Genomic DNA, 23,515 nt, shown 5'->3' on the forward strand with positions numbered 1-23,515 from the left:
CTCCTCCTCGTCACCCCGGATTAAGGCCGGGTGACGCGGGGCCCACAACATGGCTTACCGCCCGTTAACCATCCCCTGCCATGCAAGGCGTGCAAACGTTTATGGGGATGGACGTGCAGCAACTATCGGGATTCTGGATCGGCAGCGATCTGGACGAGACGGCATTCGGGCATTTTGCCGAGGACATGGTGACGCGCGAGGACTTGGGCAGGCTGCCCAATGTCCTGCTGCTCGCCGAACGCCATGCGGGCTTCTGGGAGACCGAGCGCGGCCAGCTGGTGCTGGTCGGCATGCTGGGGATGCTGGTCGATTCCCTGGAGACCGGGGATGCAAGCGAAGCGCTGGGCGCGATCAGTGCCTGCCCGCCGCGGCTGGCGCAGCAGGCGCTCGACCTTCTGATCGCGGCGCTGCCCGAAGGCGCGCTCGATGTGCCGCAGGAAATGGACGATGCCATGCTGTTCTGTACGGCAATGCTGGCAGGCGCCAGCGGCCAGCGGGCCGCCGCCGCCGCCTTGCTCGAACAGGGGCGGCCGGGGCGCGTGGAAGCGGCCTATGGGCCGCCTGCAGCGATGATCGCAGAGGCCTATGCGCCCGCGCCGGAAAAGGCCGAGGCGTTCAAGCCGAAGCTGATCATCTGGGACCTGGACGATACGCTGTGGCACGGCACGCTGGCGGACGGCGACGCGCCGGTGCTGATCGAGAAGCGGGCGGAGTTCGTCCGGGCGTTCAACCGGCACGGCGTGGTCTCGGCGATCTGCTCGAAGAACGAATTCGCCAAGGCCCGGGCCGAGCTGGAGCGCTTCGGGCTGTGGGAGGAATTCGTCTTCCCGCGCATCGCCTTCGTGCCCAAGGGCGCGGTGATCCGGCGGATGATCGCGGACATGCAGCTGCGGCCCGAGAATGTGCTGTTCGTCGACGACAACCCGCACAATCTCCACGAAGTCGCCGATGCGGTGCCGGGGATCAGGGTTGTGGATGCGACCTCGGGCGCATGCGATGTGCTGCTGGAGGAGCTGCTGGCGGGCCAGGCGCATGTCGCGAAGAGCCGGGTGGCGGACTATCGCCTGCTTGAGACCAGGGTGGCCGAACGCGAAGGCGAGCAGCTGAGCGACGAGGAATTCCTGCTCAAGAGCGGGATCTGCGCGACCTTCACCGACCGGATGGACAACCTCGAATTCGCCGAGCGGATCGAGGAGCTGATCAATCGCTCCAACCAGCTCAACTATACCCAGAGCCGGATCGCGCCGGGCACGATCCGCGACAAGATCCAGGACATCGACCATTACGAAGTGCTCTGCGCCTTCGTGTGGGACAAATACGGCTATTACGGGCTGGTCGGCGTGGCGGTGTATGCCTTCCGGACGAAAACGCTCGAGCATTTCGCCTTTTCGTGCCGGATCATGCACATGGGCGTGGAGGACGCGATGATCCGGATGCTCGCCGAGCGCGGCTATCCGCTGCAGGCGAGCCCGGCGTTCCGCAAGCCGCTGCCGGCCCAGTTGTCGCGGGCGATCACCACCCTCTCCTATTCGGATGCCGAGGTGCGCGCGCGCGTGCTGGCCGAGGAAGCGCCGCGCGACTGGAGCAAGGTCGACCTGCGGATCATGGCGGATTGCCAGTCGGGCGCCTTCTACCATTACAGCCGGCACCAGGCGGTGACCGATTTCGACAACAACCCGCGGCTGTTCAGCCTGCCCCAGATGAAGACCGGGGCCTATCTGGAGCAGCATTTCCCGCGCCACCTCGTCTATGCGGCGGCGAGCGATTACATCGACTGGCGCTGGGAAGCCTATTCGCGCGAGATCGATTACGCGCTGTTCCTCGACTGCGCCGACCGCTTCGTCGAGATGGCCGTGACCGGCGGGCACCAGGTGCTGCTGTTCCTGCCGCCCGAGGGGCTGGCCCTCAAGATGTACGAGCTGCACAAAGGCTGCGTGCCCGAGCGCAGCCGGGTGTGGCACCCGGTGCTCAACCATTACTGGCGCGGCGTGGCGGCGCGGCATCCGGGCGTGTTCACGCTGGTCGAGCTGGGGGACGAACTCGCCGCCGACGAGCTGGTCCATGCGCATCATTATGTGCCGTCGGCGCTGCAGCGGATCAGCGGGATGATCGACGACTGGTATGAGGCTGTGACGGCGCAGGTGGCGCTGGGGGTGGCGGCGTAAAGCTCCCCTCCCTGCAGGGGAGGGGCTGGGGGTGGGTGGATGGCCGCGATAGGGCAGAGCCAGTCCAGAACTTCTCCGTATCGCCAGGACGCGACCCACCCCTCGATCCCCTCCCTTCTAGGGAGGGGAAGACACTAGTGATTGTGCCGCGGCACCTTCTCGCTGGTGCGGCGGTACTTGAGCGCGAATTCGAGCGCGGCGCCGTCGCCGAGCTGGCCGGTCTTTTCGCGGTAGAGCTCTTCCCAGGGGGTGTTGCTCTCCGGGATCGGCGGGGCCGGCTCGGCCTTGCGGCGGGCGATCTCTTCCGCGTCGACCAGCGCGTCGCAGGTGCCGGCGTTGAGATCGACGCGGATGATATCGCCCGAGCGCAGCCAGGACAGGCCACCACCCGCCGCGCTCTCGGGCGAGGCGTTGAGGATCGAGGGGCTGTCCGAGGTGCCCGACTGGCGGCCGTCGCCGAGCGTCGGCAGGCTCATGATGCCCTTCTGGATCAGGTGATCGGGCGGCTGCATGTTGACGACTTCCGCCGAGCCGGGCCAGCCGAGCGGGCCGGCGCCGCGGATGACGAGGATGCAGTTCTCGTCGATGCCCAGCGCCGGATCGTTGATATTGTGGTGATAATCGTCCGACCCGTCGAACACGATCGCGCGGCCCTCGAACACGCCTTCATGGCCGGGGCGCGAGAGATAGCGGGCGCGGAAATCCTCGCCGATCACGCTGGTCTTCATGATCGCGATGTCGAAGAGGTTGCCGGACAGGACGAGGAAGCCGGCCTTCTCCTTGAGCGGCTTGTCCCAGTCGAAGATCACTTCGCGATCGGAGACATGGCTGTCGGCGATGTTCTCGGCGAGCGTCTTGCCTGTGCAGGTGAGCACCGAGCCGTCGAGCGCGCCGTTGGCGAGCATCTCGGTGAGCACGGCAGGGATGCCGCCGGCGCGGTGGAAGCGCTCGGACAGGAACTGGCCGGCGGGCTGCATGTTGACCACCAAAGGCAGGTCATAGCCCTGGCGCCAGTCGTCCGGGGTGATCTCGATCCCGGCATGCGCGGCCATCGCGACAAGGTGCGGCTGGGCGTTGGTCGAGCCGCCGATCGCGGTGAGCAGCTTGATCGCGTTGAGGAAGCTTGCCTTGGTCAGGATCTTCGAGGGGCGGAGATCGTCATAGGCCATCTCGACGATGCGCTTGCCGGTCTCGTATGCCATCTGGCCGCGTTCGCGGTACGGCGCCGGGATCATCGCGCAGCCGGGGAGCGACATGCCGAGGCCCTCGGCGATGCTGTTCATCGTCGAGGCGGTGCCCATCGTGTTGCAATGGCCGGACGAAGGGGCGCTTTCCATCGCGCGCTTGAGGAACTCGGCCTCGTCGATCTCGCCGGCGGCCATCTTGCGGCGCGAGCGCCAGATAACGGTGCCCGAGCCGACCAGCTCGCCTTCGTGCCAGCCGTCGAGCATCGGGCCGCCCGAGAGGACGATCGCCGGGATGTCGACGGTGGAGGCGGCCATCAGCGACGAGGGCGTGGTCTTGTCGCAGCCGGTGGTGAGGATGACGGCGTCGATCGGATAGCCGTTGAGGATCTCGACCAGGCCGAGATAGGCGAGATTGCGATCGAGCGCAGCCGTAGGCCGGCGGCAATTCTCGAAGATCGGGTGGAGCGGGAACTCCATCGGCACGCCCCCCGCCGCGAGGATGCCGGCGCGGGCGCGCTTGACCGTCTCGAGATGGATGCGGTTGCACGGGGCGATGTCGCTGCCGGACTGCGCAATGCCGATGATCGGCTTGCCCGAGGTCAGTTCCTCCGGGGTGATGCCGTAGTTCATGAAGCGCTCGAGATAGAGCGCCGCCATGTCGGCGCGGCCGGGCGCGGCGAACCATTCGCGCGAGCGGAACGGACGGACGGGGGTGCGGGTGGTCATAACTTCCTCTTGTGTGCAGAGGGGCGCAAGCCCTGCGGCCCGCGCCCCTCCCCTGTACTCAATCGACGTGAAGGGCCGGGATCAGCCCTCCATCGCCTCCAGTTCCTTGCCCTTGGTCTCGTGGATGAACTTCTGGACCAGGAAGAAGCTGATCACCGCGCAGACGGCGTAGAAGGTGTAGGCGCCGGTGAGGCTCCACTTCGCCATGCTCGGGAAGGTCTGGGCGATGACATAGTTGGCGCCCCACTGCGCGAAGCCGCAGACCGCCAGCGCCGAGCCGCGGATCTGGTTGGGGAACATCTCGCCGAGCATCACCCACATCACCGGGCCCCAGCTGACGTTGAAGAAGATCACGTAGAGATTGGCGGCGACGACGGCGACCATGCCGAGCTGCGGGGTGAGCACCAGCTTGCCTGCCGGATCGAGCGTGCCCTGGCTGAAGGCATAGACCATCACGAACAGGGTGACGGCCATGCCGGCCGAGCCGATCAGCAGCAGCGGCTTGCGGCCGATCTTGTCGATCGCCGCGATCGTCACGAAGCAGGCGGCGATCGAGACCGCACCCGAGACGATGTTGATCAGCAGCGCGTCATTCTCGGTGAAGCCGGCGAGCTGCCACAGGGTGGCGCCGTAATAGAAGATCACGTTGATGCCGACGAGCTGCTGGAACACCGCGAGCAGCAGGCCCGCCCAGACGATCGCGCGGATGCCGAGGAAGCCGTTCGGCGCGAAGATGTCGGCCAGACGCGGACGATGGTCGGTCGAGAAGCTCGCCTGGATCTCGGCGAGCTTGAGGCCACCCTCGGTCGCGCCGAACAGGCTGGTGAGCACCTTCAGCGCTTCGGGGTTGCGCTTCTTGGCGACGAGGTAGCGCGGGCTCTCCGGGATGAAGAACAGCGCGACCAGGAACACGCCGGCCGGGATCGCCTGCATCAGGTACATCCAGCGCCAGGCCTCGATCCCGCCGAGATGGCCGAGCGAGCTGCCGGCGGCCTGGGCGAGGTAGTAATTGACCACGAAGGCGGCGGTGAGGCCGGTGATGATCATGATCTGCTGGACCGTCGTCATCCGGCCGCGGATGTTCGCGGGGGCGACCTCGGAGATATATGCCGGCGACAGCACCGACGCGGCGCCGACGGCGATGCCGCCGATGATGCGGGCGATGACGAAAATGGTGTGATCGTGCGCGAAGCCCTGGACGAGCGCGCCGCCGAGGAAGAGGAGCGCGGCGAGGCGCATGACGTTGCGGCGGCCCATCGCGTCGGCAAGGGTGCCGGCGAAGAAGGCGCCGAACACGCAGCCGATCAGCAGCGAGCCGACAGTGAAGCCGAGGCCGGCTTCGTCGAGCGTGAAGGCATGCTTGAGGCCTTCCTGCGTGCCGTTCACCGCGCCGCTGTCATATCCGAAAAGCAGGCCGCCGATCGTCGCCACCGCGACGATGGCGCCGATCAGGCCGATATTGGCCTTCTGCGCCGTATCATTCATCTGGTTCGTTCCCCTCCACATGCCCCGATCGGGCAATTGTTAGCGGTAACGGTGGCTCGATCCGGCGGGAAAAGCAAGGGCGTTCCGCGCGGCCGGGCGACTCCGTCCAGCGTTGTCATGCTGGACCTGTTTGGGCTGGAGGCCAAGCGTTTCCGCTCCCCTCCCTGGAAGGGAGGGGTTGGGGGTGGGTAGTGTCAGGGCGATATGGTGAGGCGAGGATTGAACCAGCAATATCGGCAGGCTTCCACCCACCCCTAGCCCCTCCCTTCCAGGGAGGGGGATTTTCAGCGCTTTACCGTCTTGCTCGTCGCCGGCTTGCCCGCGCCCGGGGGCGGGCCGCAGGATTCGCGCTGGATCAGCTCGAAATCGAGGACCTGCTCTTCCAGCTTGTCGTTGGTGCCGGCGCGGTGGGCGCGGAGGCGGGCGAGGAGCAGGGTCAGCGCGCTCTCGGCCATGGCGGCGATCGGCTGGCGGACCGTGGTGAGCTCCGGCCACATGGTGGTGGCGAGCGCGGTATCGTCGAAGCCGACGATGCTGATGTCCTGCGGCACGTGCAGCCCGCGACGATGCGCGACGCCGACGGCGGCAGCGGCCATGTCGTCGTTCGAAGCGAAGATCGCGGTCGGCGGGTTCTTGCGATCGAGCAGCCGCTCGGCGGCGACGATGCCCGAGCGGAAAGTGAAATAGCCCTGCTCGACCGGCATCGCCTTGACGTCGAGCCCGGCGGCCTCGATCGCCTCGACAAAGCCGCGATGGCGCTCGGCCGACGAAGTCTGGTTCGGGTTGCCGCGGATGAAGCCGATATTGCGATGGCCCATGTCGAGCAGATGCTTCGTCATCGCGGACGCGGCGGCGGCATCGTCGATGCGGACGTTGAGGCTGCGCTCGGGCGGCAAGCCCATCGCGACCGACACCCAGGGGATGCCCGCGGTCTCGAGCTCGGCGCGGACCGGCGCGGCCTCGGACAGCGGCGGTGGCAGGATCACGCCCTCCACGCTGGTCGCGGCGAACTGGCGCGTGGCCTCGGCCTGCTCGTCCGCGCGCTCGCCTTCACAGGCCTCCAGCACGAGATGGCAGCCGGCACGCCTCGCCGCGGCGAGCGCGCCGATCAGGAACTGCGAGAGATAGGCCGCCGACGGGTTCGAATAGAGCAGGCCGATCTGGGTCGCCTCGCCCGCCGCCAGGCTACGCGCGGCACTGTTCGGCGAATAGTTCAGCTTGGCGATCGCCTCGAGAACCGCGTGGCGGGTTGTTTCCCTAACATTGGAACCACCATTGACCACACGCGATACCGTCATCGCGGACACGCCCGCTTCACGCGCGACGTCCTGGACGGTGACCGTGCCACGGCTTCTACGGCTGGGTCTGCTCATCGTTACGGGGATATGCTGCGGTTTCCCTAAATGCAATCGGCGTGAAATCGGTTCGAATGCCCCGGTTGACCGCTCCGGATTTACGCTGATAGTGATAGCGCTACCATAACGCAGACAAGATCGGCGCCCGAGCGCCGCACCACAGAGGGAGAGGTTCGTTGCGCAATTTCCGCCGCATCGCCGCGCTTGCCATCGCCGCCACGGCATTGACGCCTGTTGTTGCTCCGGTCGCGCATGCGCAGACCGCCAAGGCCGAAACCAAGGCAGATCGGCCGCTCTACAAGGACGCCAGCCAGACGGTGGAAGCACGCGTCGACGACCTGCTCGCGCGGATGACGCTGGAGGAGAAGGTCGCGCAGCTCGTCGCGATCTGGCTCAAGAAGGACGCGATCCAGACCCCCTCGGGCGAGTTCGATCCGGCCAAGGCGAGCGTGTCCTTCCCCAATGGCCTGGGCATGATCTCGCGCCCGTCCGACCGCAAGGGCGTGGCCGCGGGCACCACCAATGCCGGCGCCGACGCGACCGCCAACCGCAACGCGGTGGACACCGCGACCTATATCAACGCCGCGCAGAAATGGTCGATGGAGAAGACCCGGCTGGGCATCCCGATGATCATGCACGAGGAAGCGCTGCACGGGCTGGTGGCACCGGGCGCGACCAGCTTCCCGCAGTCGATCGGCCTTGCCTCGACCTGGAATCCGGGGCTGCTCGAGAAGGTGTTCAGCGTCGCCGCCGCAGAGGCGCGGGCGCGCGGCGCAAACCTGGTGCTGGCGCCGGTGGTCGACGTCGCACGCGATCCGCGCTGGGGCCGCATCGAGGAGACCTATGGCGAGGATCCGTACCTCGTCTCCGAGATGGGGCTGGCGGCGATCCGCGGCTTCCAGGGCACCACCCTGCCGCTGGCCAAGGACAAGGTGTTTGTCACGCTCAAGCACATGACCGGGCACGGCCAGCCCGAGAGCGGCACCAATATCGGCCCGGCCTCGCTCGGCGAGCGGACACTGCGCGAGGACTTCTTCCCGCCCTTCGAAAAGGCGGTGACCCAGCTGCCGGTGCGCGCGGTGATGGCGAGCTATAACGAGATCGACGGCATCCCGAGCCATGCCAACAAATGGCTGCTGAACGACGTGCTGCGCGGCGAATGGGGCTTCAAGGGCGCGGTGGTCAGCGACTATTTCGCGATCCGCGAGCTGGTGACCCGCCACCACATGTACAAGGACGTCAAGGACGCCGGCGCGCGCGCGCTCGATGCGGGGGTCGATGTCGAGACGCCCGACGGGGAGGGATTCAACTTCCTGATCCAGCTGGTTCGCGAGGGCAAGGTCAGCACGGGCCAGATCGACAATGCGGTGCGCCGCGTGCTCGAAATGAAGTTCGAAGGCGGGCTGTTCGAGAACCCCTATGCCGATGTGAAGCTGGCCGAGAAGCGCACCAACACGCCCGAGGCGATCGCGCTGGCCCGCCAGGCGGCGCGGGAAAGCGTGGTGCTGCTCAAGAATTCGAACGGGCTGCTGCCGCTCGACGCCACCGGCATCAAGCGGATGGCGGTGATCGGCACGCACGCCAGGGACACCCCGATCGGCGGCTATTCGGACACCCCCAACCATGTCGTCTCGCTGCTCGAAGCGATGCAGGCCGAGGGCAAGGGCAAGTTCGAGGTCGACTATTCGGAAGGCGTGCGGCTGACCGAAGGGCGCGTCTGGGCGCAGGACAAGGTGACGCTGACCGACGCGGCGACCAACGACAAGCTGCGCGCCGACGCGGTGGCGGCGGCGAAGAACGCCGATGTCGTGGTGATGGTGCTGGGCGGCAACGAGGCACTGAGCCGCGAGGCCTGGGCCGACGACCATCTGGGCGACAGCGACAATCTGGAGCTGCCGGGGCCGCAGAACGAGCTGGCCAAGGAGATCATCGCGCTGGGCAAGCCGGTGGTGGTGATCCTGCTCAACGGCCGTCCCTATGCGGTCAACTATCTCGCCGAGAAGGCGCCGGCGCTGATCGAGGGCTGGTATCTGGGCGAGCAGACCGGCAATGCCCTTGCGGACGTGCTGTTCGGCCGGTTCAACCCGGGCGGCAAGCTGCCCGTGTCGATCGCGCGCAATGTCGGCCAGCTGCCCAACTACTACAACAAGAAGCCGAGCGCCCGCCGCGGCTATCTGTTCGGCGATACCAGCCCGCTCTACCCGTTCGGCTATGGCCTTTCCTACTCGACCTTCTCGGTCGGGGCACCGGTGCTGGGATCGGGCACGATCGGGATCGCCGACAATGTGAAGGTGAGTGTCGACGTGACCAACACCGGCAAGCGCGCCGGGGACGAAGTCGTCCAGCTCTATGTGCGCGACGACGAGGCGAGCGTGACGCGGCCGACGATCGAGCTCAAGCGCTTCCAGCGCGTGACGCTGCAGCCGGGCGAGAAGAAGACGGTGAGCTTCGAGTTGACCCCGGCGGACCTGTCGCTTTGGAACGTGCAGATGAAGCGGGTGGTGGAGCCGGGGACGTTCACGATCTCGGCCGGGCCGAACTCGGTGGATTTGAAGAGCACGACGCTGACGGTTCGGTGACCGCGCTTCCCCTCCCTGGAAGGGAGGGGATCGAGGGGTGGGTGTAGGCCGGGCGATACGGCCAACACCCACCCTGCTTCACCGTATCGCGGGCAAATACCCACCCCAAACCCCTCCCTTCCAGGGAGGGCCTTCTCATTTCGCTACTCAGCCAGCCACGCCCCCACCCATACAAGCGGGGCGTTCCAGTTGATCGCGACTTCGTTGAGCGCATAGGCGCGGACGTCGTCGGACCAGCAGGTCTGGGGCGCGCATTTCCCCTTCATCTGCAGCGCCACCGGATCGACCATCGAGGTGGAATTGGGGCCGCCCGAGAGCACGCCGGGCGGCGGGCCGGGCAGTGTCGGATCGAGCGAGGGCGCCCAGAAGCGGTGGTGCGGGTGCTGCATCGAGGCCGTGCCATAGCCGCTGACATAGGAGACGTGGTTCGGGTTGCGGCCGAGGATATAGTCGATCGCGTCGATCACCCCTGCCCGGTATTTCGGATCGTGCGTGAGGTCCGAGGCGACGCCCAGCACCATCGCGCGGTTGAGCAGCGCGCCGTTCGAGCCCCAAGGATAGTCCTTGGCCAGATAGGGGATGCGATAGCCGTTGCCGGCCTCATCGCCGAGGAAATGATCGGCCAGCGCCGTGAGCCGGCCCCGGAGGCGCTTCACGTCAGGCGCGGCCAGCGCCGAGGGCCGGGTCGCCAGCGTGATCGTGCCGAGCGTCGCGACTTGCGGCCAGCCAGGCTCGCCCGCCGGGTTCCAGAAATGCGGCGAGGCGGCCAGCGCCTGCTGGTATTTCGCCTTGCCGGTGGTGACGAACAGCTCGGCAGCCGCCCAGTAGAATTCGTCGGAGAGCTGCTCGTCGCCATAGCCGCCCGAGCCGGTAAAGCTGTTCGTGGCATAGACTTGCGGGTTGCGCCGGGCCGCGGCGAAGGCCCGCTCGGCGGCGGCCAGACAGCGGGCGGCGAAGGCCGGGTCGAGCGTCTTCCATATCCGCGCGCACTGGGCGGCGGTGGCGGCGAGGTTGAGCGTCGCGGCGGTGGTCGGCGGATAGAGCAGTCGTTCCTGGGTGTCGTTCTGCGGTGGCGTGGGCAAGGCGGTCCACCAGCGATCAGCGACCTTCTGGTGCGCCATGCCCGAGACATCGAGATCGGCCAGATCCGCCGGGACCGAGCGCCAGCCGGGGCTGTTCGCCAGGGGCTTGGACGGCCCCGAGGGAAGCGCCATGCGCGTGCCCTGCGGCACCTGCATGCGCAGCAGGAAGTCCATCTCGTAGCGGGCTTCGTCGAGCAGGCTCGGCGCGCCGTTCGGACCCGCCGGGAGCGCCTTGGGGTTGCGCTCATGGGCATTGAGCAGGGTCCACAGCGCGATGCCGCCATTGACGACATATTTGCCGTGGTCGCCGGCGTCGTACCAGCCGCCGGTGACGTCGAGGCTGTAGGGACAGCCGCCGAGCCACAGCATCTCGCGCTCGTCCTTGCCCGTGAAGCATTTCGCGACTTCATGCGGGTGGCCGGCAGGGCGCGCCCATTTCGCGCCGACGATGCGCGCTTCGATGGGGACGCCGGCACGCTGGTGGTAGAAGAAGGCGAGCGCATCGCGGGCGAGCGGACGGTAGAGGTTCGGGCGAATGTCGAAGGGAACGCTGGCATGGTTGCCGGCGACCAGCCGATAGCCGCTGCCGGGCGTGCGGAAGCTGCTGAAATCGATGCGCTGGACGATCTCGCCAGAGGCCGGATCCTTGCCGAACACGCTCGCGGTGCCGCGCGCAACGGTGCGTCCGGAAGCGTCCTGCAACTCCCAGGGCAACGCCGCCCCTTCGTCGTCGAGCGTCGCGATCTTGGGATCGCCGGGCTGGAAGCCGAGCTGGTTGAGGTTGATCGGCGTCGCGGGCGGGCTCGCACCGAGGAGCAAGGGTGCAGCGAGGAGGAGCGCGGCTCCCCTCCCTGCAAGGGAGGGGATCGAGGGGTGGGTGGTGGCCTGGCGATACTGCATCCGATCGCGCGAGCGCGCCGTATCGCGTGCATCGACCCACCCCCAGCCCCTCCCTTGCAGGGAGGGGAGTTTGTCGGCGAGCTTCACTCCCCTCGCCCCGCGAACACGCCGAACACCGAGCCGACGAAACCGCCGGCGACCTTGGTCGTGAGGCTGTCGGTCTCGACCTTGCCGAGATGCTTCCAGGCGGGCTTCGCGCCGGGCGCGGCATAGCTGAAGGCGTAGCTGCGGCCCTGCACGGCGATGCGCAGCCGCACCGGGCCGGCGGGCGCGGGCACGGTGGCCAGGGTCTTGCCGAGCTTCGGGCTATCCGGCCCTTCGCGCTGGTCCAGGGTGAGGACGGCCTTGCCCCCTACCCGCTTCACCCCGACGAAGAACCAATAGTCGTCGTTCTGCAGCACCGCGAGCCCGGCGCGGTCGCCGTCCTTTTCGGGCGCGAACTTCACCGTGGTTTCGGCCACCGCGTTGGTGTGCTGCTGGCGGCGGGCGAGGAACGACGGGTTGGCGTTGTCGCCGAGGCCGGCGGCGCGCGCCTTGAGCATCAGGCCGGCGGCGCCGGTGCGGTACCAGTCCTCGCGCGGGTTGCGGAGCATCATCCAATAAGCCGGGAGCTTGCCGCGGAAATCGTCGCGGATGGTGAAGGCGCCAGACGTGAGGATCGGCGCCTTGCTTTGGGGCAGCGCCGGCTTGGCGTGCGTCCAGGGGATCGGGGTGGCGGCGGGCAGGATGACCGGCCAGCCGTCTTTCCACTCGACCGGCAGCAGGAAGGTCTCGCGGCCGGTGGAGTAGAAATCGCCCTCGTACGGGCGCACGGCGAGGAAGGTGGCCCACCATTTGCCGTCCGGGGTGGTGACGAGCTGGGCGTGGCCGGCCGAGGTGATCGGCATCGGCCGGTCGCGCGGCAGATCACGCTGGGTGAGGATCGGGTTGCCGCTCCACGCCTCGTAAGGGCCGGTGACCGATTTGGAGCGCAGGATCACCTGGCTATGGCCCTCGGCGGTGCCGCCCTCGGCGCAGCTGAGATAATACCAGCCGTCCTTCTTGAAGATGTGCGGTCCCTCGATCCAGACGGGCTTCTTCGAGATGTCGATGCCGCCGTCGACCAGCAGCGTGCGCGGACCGAAGGTCTTGCTGGTCTTGCGATCGAACTCCTGGACCCAGATCGCGCGGTGACCCTGGTAGAGCGGCTGACCACGGGTGGGGCCGTTATTGACCACCCAGGTGCGCCCGTCGTCATCGAAGAACATCGAGGGATCGATGCCACCCTCGAGATCGGGCAGCCAGACCGGGTCGCTCCACGGGCCGGCGGGGTTCTTCGCGGTCAGCAGGAAATTGCCGCCGCAATCGACGCAGGTGTTGAGCAGGTAGAAAATGCCGTCCTTCGCCTGGATCGACGGCGCGAAGACGCCGCGCGACAGGCCGAGCTGCTTGAAGTCGAGCTGGCCCGGCCGGTCGATCGCGTTGCCGATCTGGGTCCAGTGGACCAGGTCGCGGCTGTGGAAGACCGGGATGCCGGGGTACCAGCCGAAGGTGGAGGTGACGAGGTAGAAGTCGTCGCCGACCCGGGTGACGCTCGGATCCGGATAGAAGCCCTTGAGGATCGGGTTGCGATAGTCGTTCGGCCCGGCGGTGAGCGCGTCGGACGCGTCCCTGCCGCTATAGGTGAAGCTGGAAAAGGTCGCGACGGGCTGGGCGATGGCGGGCGCGGTGAGGAGCAGCGCGGCGGCGGTGGTCAGGAATCGGTTCATGCTGCGCAATTGTCCCGGATGAAGTCGCGGTGCCTGGGCATGTAGGCGGCGCTGTTCGCGACCGCCTCGCGGATATGGGCGAGACGCGAGCGGGTCTCTTCCAGGGGCATGACGTCGGCGACCGGGTCATGGCCGGCGGGCTCCATCAGCTGGCCGAGCATCACCGCGAACCAGCTGGTGTCGTTGAACAGCTCCTCATTCTCGCGGAAGGCGCGGCCATGGCTGCGGAAGACGCGCATCTTCTCGGCGAGCCGCTCGGGGATCTCCATCGTGCGGCAGTAATTCCAGAAGGGGGAATCGGTGCGCTCGGTCGCGTGGTAGTGCAGGACGAGGAAGTCGCGGATCTCCTCGTAATCGGTCTGCATGATGCGGTTGTAGCGATCGATGTCCGCCTGGTTGAAGTCGCGGTCCGGGAACATCGTCAGGAAGCGCGACAGGCCGGACTGGATCAGCCAGATCGAGGTCGATTCCAGCGGCTCGAGGAAGCCGCCCGACAGGCCCATGGCGACGCAGTTCTTGACCCACATGCGGTTGCGGTGGCCGGTCTTGAACGGCACCACGCGCGGATCGGCGAGCGGGGCGCCGTCGAGATTGCCAAGCAGGATCGCGGTCGCCTCGTCGTCGGACATGTAGTCGGACGAGAAGACATGGCCGTTGCCGATCCGGTGCTGGAGCGGGATGCGCCATTGCCAGCCCGCCGTATGTGCGGTGGAGCGGGTATAGGGCGTCCAGGCATCGACGCTCTCGCAGGGCACGGCGATGGCGCGGTTGCAGGGCAGCCACTGCGACCAGTCGGTATAGCCGGCCTTCAATGCCTGCTCGATGATCAGGCCGCGGAAACCCGAGCAATCGATGAACAGGTCGGCCGCCAGTTCGCTGCCGTCCTCCATCTTCACCGACTGGACGAAGCCGTCCTCCCCGCGCAGCTGCACATCGACGATCTTGCCCTCGCGGCGGACCACCCCGAGATCCTCGGCATAGCGGCGGAGGAACTTGGCATAGAGGCCGGCATCGAAATGATAGGCATAGGCGATGTCGGAGAGCGGCGAATTGCCGGCATCGATGCCGCGCATGAACTTGTCGTCGCGCGCCGCCATCGCCTGGAGCGACCATTCATCGACGTCCGGTGCCTCGCCGAGCTGGCGCATGCGGAGATAATAGGCGTGGAAGGACACGCCCTTCATGTCGAGCCCGTAGCGGCCGAAGGGATGGAAATAGCGGTGGCCGATCCGCCCCCAGTTCACGAACTGGATGCCGAGCTTGAAGCTGCCCTTGGTCTCGCGGATGAACTGGTCCTCGTCGAGGCCGAGCATGCGGTTGAAGGTGGCCATCTGGGGGATGGTCGCCTCGCCGACGCCGATGATGCCGATCTCGTCGCTCTCGACCAGCGTGATCTTCGCATAGTCCGGGCCGAGGATGCGCGAGAGCGTGGCGGCGGTCATCCAGCCGGCGGTGCCACCGCCTACGATCAGGATGGAGCGGATATTGCGATCCGTTGGGTCTTTGTCGGTCATGCGTCGTTCCTTGCGGGCGCGTTGCGGGCGAGCCATTCCTCGTGGCGGGGCATCGCCTGGGCGGCGCGGGCGAACATTTCGTGGATGCGCGACAGGCTGGTGGCGAGCTTGTCCTCGTCGAGCCCGTCGACCAGCGGATCCCAGCCGGCGGGGATCACCCCCTGCCCCAGCAGCACCGCGATCCAGCTCGATTCGGCGAACAGCTCGTCCTCGTAGCGGAAGAAGCGGCCGCGGTTGCGGAACAGGGCGAGCTTGCGAGTGAGGCTCTCGGGGATCGTCATCTCGCGGACGCGGCGCCAGAGGTCGCCGTCCTGGCGTTCATTGGCGTGGTAGTGGAGGATGATGAAGTCGCGGACCTGCTCCATCTGGGTGTCGGTCAGGCGATTGAATTCGTCGCGCTCCACGGGCGAGAAGCCGGTGTCGGGCAGCAGCGCCATCAGCTTGTGGATGCCCGACTGGATCATGTGGATGCTGGTCGATTCCAGCGGCTCGAGGAAGCCGGAGGAGAGCCCGAGCGCGATGCAGTTCTTCTCCCAGGCACGCTTGCGGCGGCCGGCCTCGAACTTGAGGAGGAAGGGATCGCGCAAGGGGGCGCCGTCGAGATTGGCGAGCAGCGTCTCGCTGGCCTCGTCGTCCGAGATGTCGGCGCTGCAATAGACATGGCCGTTGCCGACGCGGTGCTGGAGCGGGATGCGCCATTGCCAACCGGCGCGGTGGGCGGTGCTGCGGGTGAAGGGGGTGATCTCCGGCCCCGGGCTGGCGCTGGGCACCGCGACGGCGCGGTCGCATTGCAGCCAGTGCGCCCAGCTTTCCCAGCCGGTGTGGAGCGCCTGCTCGATCAGCAGCGCGCGGAAGCCAGTGCAATCGATGAACAACTCGCCTTCGATCCGGCGATCGCCTTCGAGCACCACCGCCTCGATGAAACCGTCGGTAGCGCGCAGCGGGACATGGGCGACCTTGCCCTCGACGCGGACGACGCCGCGTTGTTCGGCATAGGTGCGCAGGTACCTGGCATAGAGCGAGGCATCGAACTGATAGGCATAGGCCATGCGCGACAGGATCGAGCCCGGGTCCTGCACCGGCGGCTGGTAGCGCCCGGCGGTCATCGCCAGCGCGCAGACATTGTAATCGTCGATCTCTCGCGCGCGCCCCTCTTCATGGAGCTTGCGCCAGATCTGGTGGAACTTCACGCCCTCGATATCGAAGCCGAACTCGCCGAACGGGTGGACATAGCGATGTCCCTCGCGCGTCCAGTTCAGGAACTCGATGCCGAGCTTGATCGTGCCCTGGGTCCTGGCGAGGAAGTCGCTCTCGTCGAGGCCGAGCAGCGCGTTGAAGTTGCGGATCGGCGGGATCGTCGCCTCACCGACGCCGACCGTGCCGATCTGCTCGGACTCGACCAACGTGACCGACACCCCGGTGGGGACCAGCCGCGAGAGCGCCGCGGCAGCCATCCAGCCGGCGGTGCCGCCGCCGACGATGACGATTTGGCGGATCGGCGCGGGGGCGGTCATGCGATCAGTCCTTCGGCACGAAGCGTGGCGCCATGGTGCGGCATCGCGCGGACCGCGTCGAGGATCAGCGAACGGATGCGGCCGAAATGCTGCGCGAGCGCTTCCTCCGGAATGACATCGGCGAGCGCATCGTGGCGGCGCGGACAGATGCCCTGGCCGTCGAGCACCGCGATCCAGTCCTCGGCTTCGAACAGCTCACCGTCATAGAGCGGCACGCGACCCCGGCTCGCGTACAGGTCGAGCTTGTGCTGGAGCGTCTCGGGGACCGGTGCGGTGCGGGCATGGTCCCAGAGCGGTTCGCCGGTGCGGCCATTTGTCTTGTAGTGGAGGATGGCGAAGTCGCGGACGCGGTCTGCTTCCTCGGCGGTCAGGCGGTTATATTCGGCGGGCTCGGGGCCATTCGGGGCGGCGGGAAGCAGGCCGATCAGTCGGGCGAGCGTGTTCTGGAGGAGGGCGAGGTTCCAGCCGTGGAGCGGCTCGACCAGCGTGGCGGCGGCGCCCAGCGCGATGACGTTGCCGGCCCAGGCCTGGGTGCGGCGACCCTGGACGATCGGGATCGCGCCTGGCTGCTCGGGGAGATGTGCCGCGCTGTAGAACAGCGCCCCGCTTTGCCCGCCGACCAGCGGCACAGTGCGCTGCCAGCCGGCCTCGAAGGCGCCGGCATGGCCATAGGGCGGCGGGATGCCCTCGGCCGGGTTCCAGCTCTCGACCACGCGGTTGCAGGGCAGCCATTCGGCCCAGCTTTCCCAGCCGCTGTCGCCGGCGACCAGCGCGGCCGGGCCTGAGCAATCGAGCCAGAGATCGGCGGCCAGGCGGGTGCCGTCCTGCAGCTCGACTTCATCGTCGGCAAAGGCGCGGAAGCTGCCGACCGGCTGCAAGCCGGTGGCGGTGCGCAGGGTTTCGGCAAGGCCGGCGCGGTCGAGATGGAGGCCATATCCGTAGCTCGACAGGATCGAGCGCGGATCCTCGCTCGGCCGGATGAAGCGCCCCGAGGCGGCGGCGATGGCGGCAAGCGAGAAATCGGCGAGGCGTACGGGCTGACCGGTCTCGCGCAGGCGTGCCGCCAGCTGGTGGAAGGCGGTAGTGGCGAGCGGGGCGCCGATCGTGCCGAAGGGCAGGAACCAGTCCGCCTCCCCTGCCCAGCCTGAAAAGGCAGTGCCGAGCGAGAAGCTGCCCTGGGCTGCCCGAAGAAGTCCCCCTTCGTCCACGCCGTGATCGGCCAGCCAATAAGGGAAGTCCGGCAGGCTCGTCTCGGCCGAGCCGAAGGGGCCGAGGCTGTGGTCCGGGCCCTCGGTCGCGATGACGATGATCTCGGTGCCGGGCAGCGCGCGGGTGAGCGCCAATGCGGCCATCCAGCCGGCGACGCCGGTGCCGACAATGCCGATGCGCGCGATCATGCCGCCATTCCCAGCGCGGCTTCGTGGCTGGGCATCGCCTCGGCTGTCGCGAGGATTTCGGCACGCATCGCGGCCATGGCAGCGGCCACCCGCGGCCCGCCGGCGCGCGGGTCCGTGTGACGCGGGGTGACGTGCTGGCCGAGATAGACGGCGAGCCAGCTCGGCTCGAGAAAGGTGCCTTCGCGATACTGGACCACGACGCCGCGCTCGCGGAACAGCTCGAGCTTGTGGGCGAGCGAGTCCGGCACGGTCATCGCCCGGCAGTGGCGCCAGAACTCCGAATCTTCGCGCTGCTGGCAGTGATAATGGAGGATCAGGAAATCGCGGACGCGCTCATAGTCGAGCGCCATCAGCCGGTTGAACTCCTGCGCGTCGAGCGGGTCCCATGCCTGGGTGGGGAACAGATCGAGCAGCCGGCCGATCGCGACCTGGATCAGGTGGATCGACGTGGATTCGAGCGGTTCGAGAAAACCCGAGGCGAGGCCGATCGCGATCGTGTTCCCCACCCATTGGCGCTTGCGCTTGCCGGTGACGAAGCGGAGGCGGTTGGGCTCCGCAAGCGGATCGGCGGAAAGCTGGGCGAGCAGGGTCTCCAGCGCGGCATCGTCGCTGGTGAAGCCGCTCGAATAGACATGGCCATTGCCGGTGCGGTGCTGGAGCGGAATGCGCCAGATCCAGCCGCTTTCCTGCGCGGTGGCGCGGGTGAGCGGCGGCAGCGGGCCGGTATTGGGACAGGGCAGCGCGATGGCGCGGTCGCAGGGCAGCCAGTGCGTCCATTCTTCATAGCCGGCATGCAGCGCCTGCTCGATCAGCAGGCCGCGAAAGCCCGAGCAATCGACGAACAGGTCCGCTTCCAGTACCTCACCGCTTTCGAGCGTGACCGAGCGGACGAAGCCGGTTTCACCGTCGAGCGCGACATCGGTGACCTTGCCCTCGCGCCGGACAACGCCGCGCGATTCGGACCAGATGCGGAGGAACCGGGCGTAGAGGCCGGCGTCGAACTGATAGGCATAGTTGTAGGGATCGCCGTCCGGCCGGCGGAAGCGGCCCTTGCGGGCGGCCTGGATCGGGAGCGAAAACTCCTCGAACGCCCCTGCCGCTTCGCTTGCCAGCCATTGGTGGTGGAAGGGCACGCCATCGATCGGGGCGCCGAACTCGGCGAAGGGATGGATATAGCTGTCGCCCTTGCGGCCCCAGTCGACGAACTCGATGCCGAGCTTGTAGGTGCCCTTCGTCGCCGCGAGGAACTCCGCCTCGTCGATGCCGAGCGTGGCGTTGAAATGGCGGATGTGCGGGATCGTCGCCTCGCCGACGCCGACCGTGCCGATCTCGGCCGATTCGACCAGCGCGATCGCCATGCCCGTGCCCGCGAATTTATGCGCGAGTGCGGCGGCGGCCATCCACCCCGCAGTGCCCCCGCCGACCACGAGTATGCGCCCAATCAGCATTCTTGCGATGCCCCTCTCCAGCCCGAATGTTAGCGCTCCCGTCGCGAAACCGTCAATCGTTCCGGCGGTCGATTCGAAGCCTTCCCGGCCCCTTCGCAGGTGCGAAATTCGTGCCGCAACGCAGCGAAACCGTTGCGAAAACACCACAAATCCGAGGTTTACATGAAAGCGTAACAAGACGGCTTGATCTTTCCATAACTCCTACATTAGTTTGGACACAAACAAGAAACGCGCTCGGAAATGATAGCGCTAACAGGGAGGGGAGACAGCTCGATGCGCAAGCACGATTCTATTCATCACATCGACAGGACCGCCAGGCTCCGCACCGGCGCATTGCGCGCCGGCGTGTCGGCCGCGGCGCTTGCCTGCCTTTCGGTAGCGGCACCTGCCTGGGCACAGGACAGCCAGGCCGCGGGTACGCCCGCGCCGACGACCAGCGAGACCACCCAGGAAGACACGATCGTCGTCCAGGGCTATCGCCAGTCGCTGCAGAGCGCGCAGAGCCTCAAGAAGAATTCGGACGTGATCGTCGATTCGGTGACGGCCGAGGACATCGGCGCCCTGCCCGACCGCTCGGTCACCGAAACGCTGCAGCGTATCCCGGGCGTCTCGATCAACCGCTTCGCCGCCGGCGTCGATCCCGACCACTTCTCGGTCGAGGGTTCGGGCGTGGTCGTGCGCGGCCTCACCTATGTCCGTTCCGAGTTCAACGGCCGCGAGGCGTTCACCGCCAATAACGGCCGCTCGCTGAGCTTCGCCGACGTGCCTTCGGAAATGATGGGCGGCGTCGACGTGTTCAAGTCGCCTTCGGCCGACCGCATCGAAGGCGGCATCGCCGGCGTGGTCAACCTGCGCACGCGAAAGCCCTTCGACAACAAGAAGGGCCTGATCGTCGCCGGTTCGCTCGAGGGCAATTACGGCGACTTCGAGAAGAAGTGGACGCCGACCGGCTCGATCATGGTCAGCAACCGCTGGGACACCGGGATCGGCGAGTTCGGCGTGCTCGCCAACTTCTCCTATTCGCAGCTCAAGAGCCAGTCGGACCGCTTCCAGGTCTCGAGCTTCCGTATCCGCAACCTCTATTCGGACGGCGACGTCGTCGACAATGGCGGCACGACGATCAGCAAGCAGGTCTATTTCCCGCGCGGCGCGGTGATGGGCCGCCAGGAGTTCAACCGCGAGCGCTACGGCTATGCAGGGGCGATCCAGTATCGCAGCAATGACGGCTCGGTGGAGGCCGTCGCCCAGTTCCTGCGCTCCGACGCGCGCCAGGCCTGGAGCGAGCGCACGATCGAGATCGCGACCGACAACGTCTCGGCCAATGGCGACTCGCGCCGGGTGCCGGGCACCACGCTCGACTTCGACAGCGACGGCATGTTCGTCAGCGGCACGATCACCGGCCCGACCGGCTGGCGCGGCGACCAGAACACCGGTGCGGCACGCGTGCCGATGCTGGGCCTGCAGTCGAACAACATCCGCCGCGACCACCAGGAGAAGCTCGTCACCGACGATTACGGCTTCAACCTGAAATGGAACGCAACTGACCGGCTCGGCGTGATCTTCGACTATCAGCATGTGAAGTCGACCACCAACGTGCTCGACAACACGCTGTGGAACTCGACCTACCAGAACGCGTCGATCAAGCTGAACGGGTCGGACTTCCCGACGGTGGCGTTCGTCGCGCCGCAGGTCTGCAACGGCCCCGCCGCGAATTCGCAGAACCCGCCGGGCACCGGCTTCGACTGCAACAGCGCCCAGGCGCTGGGCGGCTCGGCGAACCCGACCTATTTCGGCGCGGGCCACACCAGCTTCGTCGATCCGTACAACAGCTTCCCGCGCGCGGCGATGGACCATATCGAGCAGAGCAGCGGCAATTCCGACGCGTTCCGCCTCGACCTCGACTATGCCCTGCCCGAGAACGGCTTCCTCAAGTCGATCCAGGGCGGCATCCGCTATGCCGATCGCGACCAGGTCTCGCGCTATTCGCGCTACAACTGGGGCGTGCTTTCGGAGCAGTGGGGCAATAACGGCCCGGTCTGGCTGAGCATGCCGGTGAACGGCAACAACGCCAACCACACCGACGGCACGGCGAATACGTCCAATTCCGCCTATTATTTCAACAACTTCTTCCGCGGGCAGGTCAGCAATCCGCTGGGCGGGGACGGGCGGCTCTACTATTCGGGCAACACCGCGTCCGACTATGCCGCGATGATCGACTATGCCAACGCGATCTCGCGCGAATGGCAGGCGACCGGCACCTGCGCCGATGGCCGCGTCGTCAATGGCGGCTGGAACGCGCTGGCCAATCGCTGCGGCGTGATCCAGGGCACGCCGTTCCTGCCGGACGAGATCAACCCGATCCGCGAGCGCAACTACGCCGCCTATCTGATGGCGAAGATCGACACGCATCTGGGTGGGTTGCACCTGACCGGTAACGTCGGCGTGCGCTACACCAAGACCAAGCGCGACACCGACGGCTATGTCTCGTTCACCAACACCACGGCCTTCCCGACCGACGCCAGCTGCGCCGCGCCGGTGACGCCGCCGGCGACGCCATCGCCCTTCTGCTCGTACAGCATCGCGGATCGCAACGCGGCTCGCGCCTTCGTCAACGGCGCGCTGACCCCGTCGCACGTCTCGCTCGACTATACCTACTGGCTGCCGAGCGTGAACCTGAAGCTCGAGGCGGGCGGCGGCCTCCAGTTCCGCGCCGCCTATTTCAAGGGCGTCTCGCCGCCCCAGACCGGCCTGATCCGCAACTATCTGCAGGCGAACCTGTCGGTGGTGCAGAATGTGGATGCCAACGGCAATCTCGTCCCAGGCAGCTTCCGCTTCCAGGGCGTGACCACCGCGGGCAACCCGTATCTGAAGCCGGTGGAAGCCGACAATTTCGACCTGACCGCCGAGTGGTATTTCTCGCGGGTCGGCTCGCTGACCGTCTCGGCCTTCTACAAGGTGCTGTCGGGCGTGGTGACCAACGACACCCGCCGCGTCGACCTGACCAACAACGGCCAGACCTATCCGGTGGTCATCACCACCCCGATCAACGCCACCGAGAAGGGCAAGATCAAGGGCGTCGAAGTCAGCTACCAGCAGACCTTCGACTTCCTGCCGGGGCCGCTCAAGGGCCTGGGCCTGCAGGCGAACTACACCTATGTCGACAGCTCGGGCGTGCCCCAGTCGACCCTGTCCGAGACCGATCCGGACGTGGCCGCCGGCCGCGTGACCACGGTCAACACCTCGCTGCTGCCGCTGCAGGGGCTGTCGAAGCACCAGGTGAACATCACCCCGTTCTTCGATTATGGCCCGCTCTCGCTGCGCGCCAGCTATTCGTGGCGTTCGGACTTCCTGCTCACGGTGCGTGACGTGATCACGCCGAACGACCCGATCATCAACAAGGCGACCGGCCAGCTCGATGCATCGATCTTCTTCGCGGTGACCCCGCAGATCAAGATCGGCGTGCAGGGCTCGAACCTGACCAACGAGGTTACCCGCACCAACGCGGTGATCTCGAAGATCGGGGGCGGCATCATCGAAGTGCCGCGCGGCTGGTACATGAACGACCGCCGCTTCGCCGCGATCGCACGCTTCAACTTCTGATCCGAGATACACCCTGCCTGGCGCTGCCGGTTTCCAACCGGCGGCGCCTATTTTTTTGTTCAGCCGGCGCGGTAGCTGACGAAGATGTTGGCGGTGAGCCGGCCCTGCCGGGGGTCGCTGGAGCCAGCGCCGGTCACCAGCCCCGAATGGAGCTGGCGGCTGCGATAGACGAGCAGCCGGTCGAACACGGCATCGGCGGCGGCAACCTGTTCGAATTCGGCGGTGTCGCCGGCGATATAGCCGGGCGCCGGCTCGGGCTCGGTGGCGCGCACCGCTTCATAGTGCGGCTGACGTTCGGGGGTGATTGCCTCGAACCCGGTCGCGCGGTGACGGTAGAAGGCGGTGCCGCCCTGCTCCGGGCCGCAGAGATAGTGGAGGAAGGCGAATTGCAACGGATCGGTGGTGTCGATGTGCGGCACGCGCTGCGACGGCGCGAGATCCCCGCCCCCCAGCGTGACGATCGAGAAATTGCACTCGGCCCGGCCGAGGCGGACGCCGTGCAGCCCGAAGGCTTCGCGCAGCACCGGATCGAGCGCACGGACCACCGCCCCGACATAATCGAGCGGCGCGGGCGCCCGGATGCCGGGATAGCCGCCGGCCGGGCCATGGACCGGCTCGAACCCGCCCTGCCGCGCGGCATAGTCGACGAGTTGCCCGGCATCGCGCATCAACCCGTCGAGCCGAAGCAGGGGCTCCCCTTCCCTGCCGATATGCGAGAGCTGCGCCGCAGGGCGTGGATTGAGCGAAAGATCGAGCGAGTTCACCGACATGCCCCGGAAACGAACCACCGGGATGTGGCCGGCGCATTTCCGGGA

The 23,515-nt window shown here is 67.0% G+C and carries 13 protein-coding genes; 3 read left to right on the forward strand and 10 right to left on the reverse strand.

The annotated features are described in order from the left end of the window. The first annotated feature begins 113 nt into the window (after window positions 1-113). On the forward strand, window positions 114-2,165 hold the full coding sequence (locus O3305_RS09490) for a hypothetical protein (protein ID WP_269576166.1): 2,052 nt from the start codon (window positions 114-116) through the stop codon (window positions 2,163-2,165). A 134-nt stretch (window positions 2,166-2,299) separates the two neighbouring features. On the opposite strand, the gene O3305_RS09495 is transcribed toward O3305_RS09490, so the two are convergent. From O3305_RS09495 to O3305_RS09505, 3 genes are all read right to left on the reverse strand, one after another. After that, on the reverse strand, window positions 2,300-4,078 hold the full coding sequence (locus tag O3305_RS09495; protein WP_269576167.1) for an IlvD/Edd family dehydratase: 1,779 nt from the start codon (window positions 4,076-4,078) through the stop codon (window positions 2,300-2,302). 81 nt (window positions 4,079-4,159) lie between these two features. Next, on the reverse strand, window positions 4,160-5,563 hold the full coding sequence (locus O3305_RS09500; protein ID WP_269576168.1) for a sugar porter family MFS transporter: 1,404 nt from the start codon (window positions 5,561-5,563) through the stop codon (window positions 4,160-4,162). 284 nt (window positions 5,564-5,847) lie between these two features. Then, complete coding sequence (locus O3305_RS09505; RefSeq protein ID WP_269576169.1) at window positions 5,848-6,936, reverse strand: LacI family DNA-binding transcriptional regulator; 1,089 nt, start codon at window positions 6,934-6,936, stop codon at window positions 5,848-5,850. A 158-nt stretch (window positions 6,937-7,094) separates the two neighbouring features. On the opposite strand from O3305_RS09505, the gene O3305_RS09510 reads away from it, so the two are divergent. After that, window positions 7,095-9,497 carry a glycoside hydrolase family 3 N-terminal domain-containing protein gene (locus tag O3305_RS09510; protein ID WP_269576170.1) on the forward strand — a complete coding sequence of 801 codons (2,403 nt, stop codon included), beginning with the start codon at window positions 7,095-7,097 and terminating at the stop codon, window positions 9,495-9,497. Window positions 9,498-9,640: 143 nt separating this feature from the next. On the opposite strand, the gene O3305_RS09515 is transcribed toward O3305_RS09510, so the two are convergent. The 6 genes from O3305_RS09515 to O3305_RS09540 form a co-directional block, all read right to left on the reverse strand. Continuing rightward, complete coding sequence (locus tag O3305_RS09515; RefSeq protein ID WP_269576171.1) at window positions 9,641-11,479, reverse strand: glycoside hydrolase family 9 protein; 1,839 nt, start codon at window positions 11,477-11,479, stop codon at window positions 9,641-9,643. Between the two features lie 83 nt (window positions 11,480-11,562). Further along, window positions 11,563-13,227 (reverse strand): glycoside hydrolase family 43 protein, encoded by a 1,665-nt coding sequence (locus O3305_RS09520; RefSeq protein ID WP_269576172.1) that lies wholly within the window; start codon window positions 13,225-13,227, stop codon window positions 11,563-11,565. Continuing rightward, the gene (locus O3305_RS09525; protein WP_269576173.1) at window positions 13,224-14,741 is read right to left on the reverse strand and encodes a tryptophan halogenase family protein; all 1,518 of its coding nucleotides are present in this window, start codon (window positions 14,739-14,741) and stop codon (window positions 13,224-13,226) included. Before O3305_RS09525 ends, O3305_RS09520 begins: the two co-directional genes overlap by 4 nt. Further along, window positions 14,738-16,255 (reverse strand): tryptophan halogenase family protein, encoded by a 1,518-nt coding sequence (locus O3305_RS09530; protein WP_269576174.1) that lies wholly within the window; start codon window positions 16,253-16,255, stop codon window positions 14,738-14,740. The genes O3305_RS09525 and O3305_RS09530 overlap by 4 nt, the downstream gene beginning before the upstream one ends. Next, entirely contained in the window at window positions 16,252-17,652 is a 1,401-nt protein-coding gene (locus O3305_RS09535; RefSeq protein WP_269576175.1) for a tryptophan halogenase family protein, read from the reverse strand. The genes O3305_RS09530 and O3305_RS09535 overlap by 4 nt, the downstream gene beginning before the upstream one ends. After that, on the reverse strand, window positions 17,649-19,100 hold the full coding sequence (locus O3305_RS09540; RefSeq protein WP_269576176.1) for a tryptophan halogenase family protein: 1,452 nt from the start codon (window positions 19,098-19,100) through the stop codon (window positions 17,649-17,651). Before O3305_RS09540 ends, O3305_RS09535 begins: the two co-directional genes overlap by 4 nt. Before the next feature lie 273 nt (window positions 19,101-19,373). Here O3305_RS09540 and O3305_RS09545 point away from each other — a divergent pair, with 273 nt between their 5' ends. Further along, window positions 19,374-22,700: a TonB-dependent receptor gene (locus O3305_RS09545; RefSeq protein WP_269576177.1), complete on the forward strand. Its 3,327-nt coding sequence runs from the start codon at window positions 19,374-19,376 to the stop codon at window positions 22,698-22,700. A 59-nt stretch (window positions 22,701-22,759) separates the two neighbouring features. Here the strand turns inward: O3305_RS09545 and O3305_RS09550 are convergent, their stop codons facing one another. Beyond that, on the reverse strand, window positions 22,760-23,488 hold the full coding sequence (locus O3305_RS09550) for a DUF6445 family protein (RefSeq protein ID WP_269576178.1): 729 nt from the start codon (window positions 23,486-23,488) through the stop codon (window positions 22,760-22,762). Window positions 23,489-23,515: the final 27 nt, after the last annotated feature.

The sequence above is a fragment of the Sphingomonas sp. NIBR02145 genome (genome assembly GCF_027359115.1).
Lineage (GTDB): Bacteria > Pseudomonadota > Alphaproteobacteria > Sphingomonadales > Sphingomonadaceae > Sphingomonas > Sphingomonas kyeonggiensis_A.

Coding starts and splice junctions, on each gene's coding strand:
- O3305_RS09495 (WP_269576167.1), bottom strand. CDS start 4,078: ATGACCACCCGCACCCCCGTCCGTCCGTTCCGCTCGCGCGAATGGTTC.
- O3305_RS09500 (WP_269576168.1), bottom strand. CDS start 5,563: ATGAATGATACGGCGCAGAAGGCCAATATCGGCCTGATCGGCGCCATC.
- O3305_RS09505 (WP_269576169.1), bottom strand. CDS start 6,936: ATGAGCAGACCCAGCCGTAGAAGCCGTGGCACGGTCACCGTCCAGGAC.
- O3305_RS09515 (WP_269576171.1), bottom strand. CDS start 11,479: ATGCAGTATCGCCAGGCCACCACCCACCCCTCGATCCCCTCCCTTGCA.
- O3305_RS09520 (WP_269576172.1), bottom strand. CDS start 13,227: ATGAACCGATTCCTGACCACCGCCGCCGCGCTGCTCCTCACCGCGCCC.
- O3305_RS09525 (WP_269576173.1), bottom strand. CDS start 14,741: ATGACCGACAAAGACCCAACGGATCGCAATATCCGCTCCATCCTGATC.
- O3305_RS09530 (WP_269576174.1), bottom strand. CDS start 16,255: ATGACCGCCCCCGCGCCGATCCGCCAAATCGTCATCGTCGGCGGCGGC.
- O3305_RS09535 (WP_269576175.1), bottom strand. CDS start 17,652: ATGATCGCGCGCATCGGCATTGTCGGCACCGGCGTCGCCGGCTGGATG.
- O3305_RS09540 (WP_269576176.1), bottom strand. CDS start 19,100: ATGCTGATTGGGCGCATACTCGTGGTCGGCGGGGGCACTGCGGGGTGG.
- O3305_RS09545 (WP_269576177.1), top strand. CDS start 19,374: ATGCGCAAGCACGATTCTATTCATCACATCGACAGGACCGCCAGGCTC.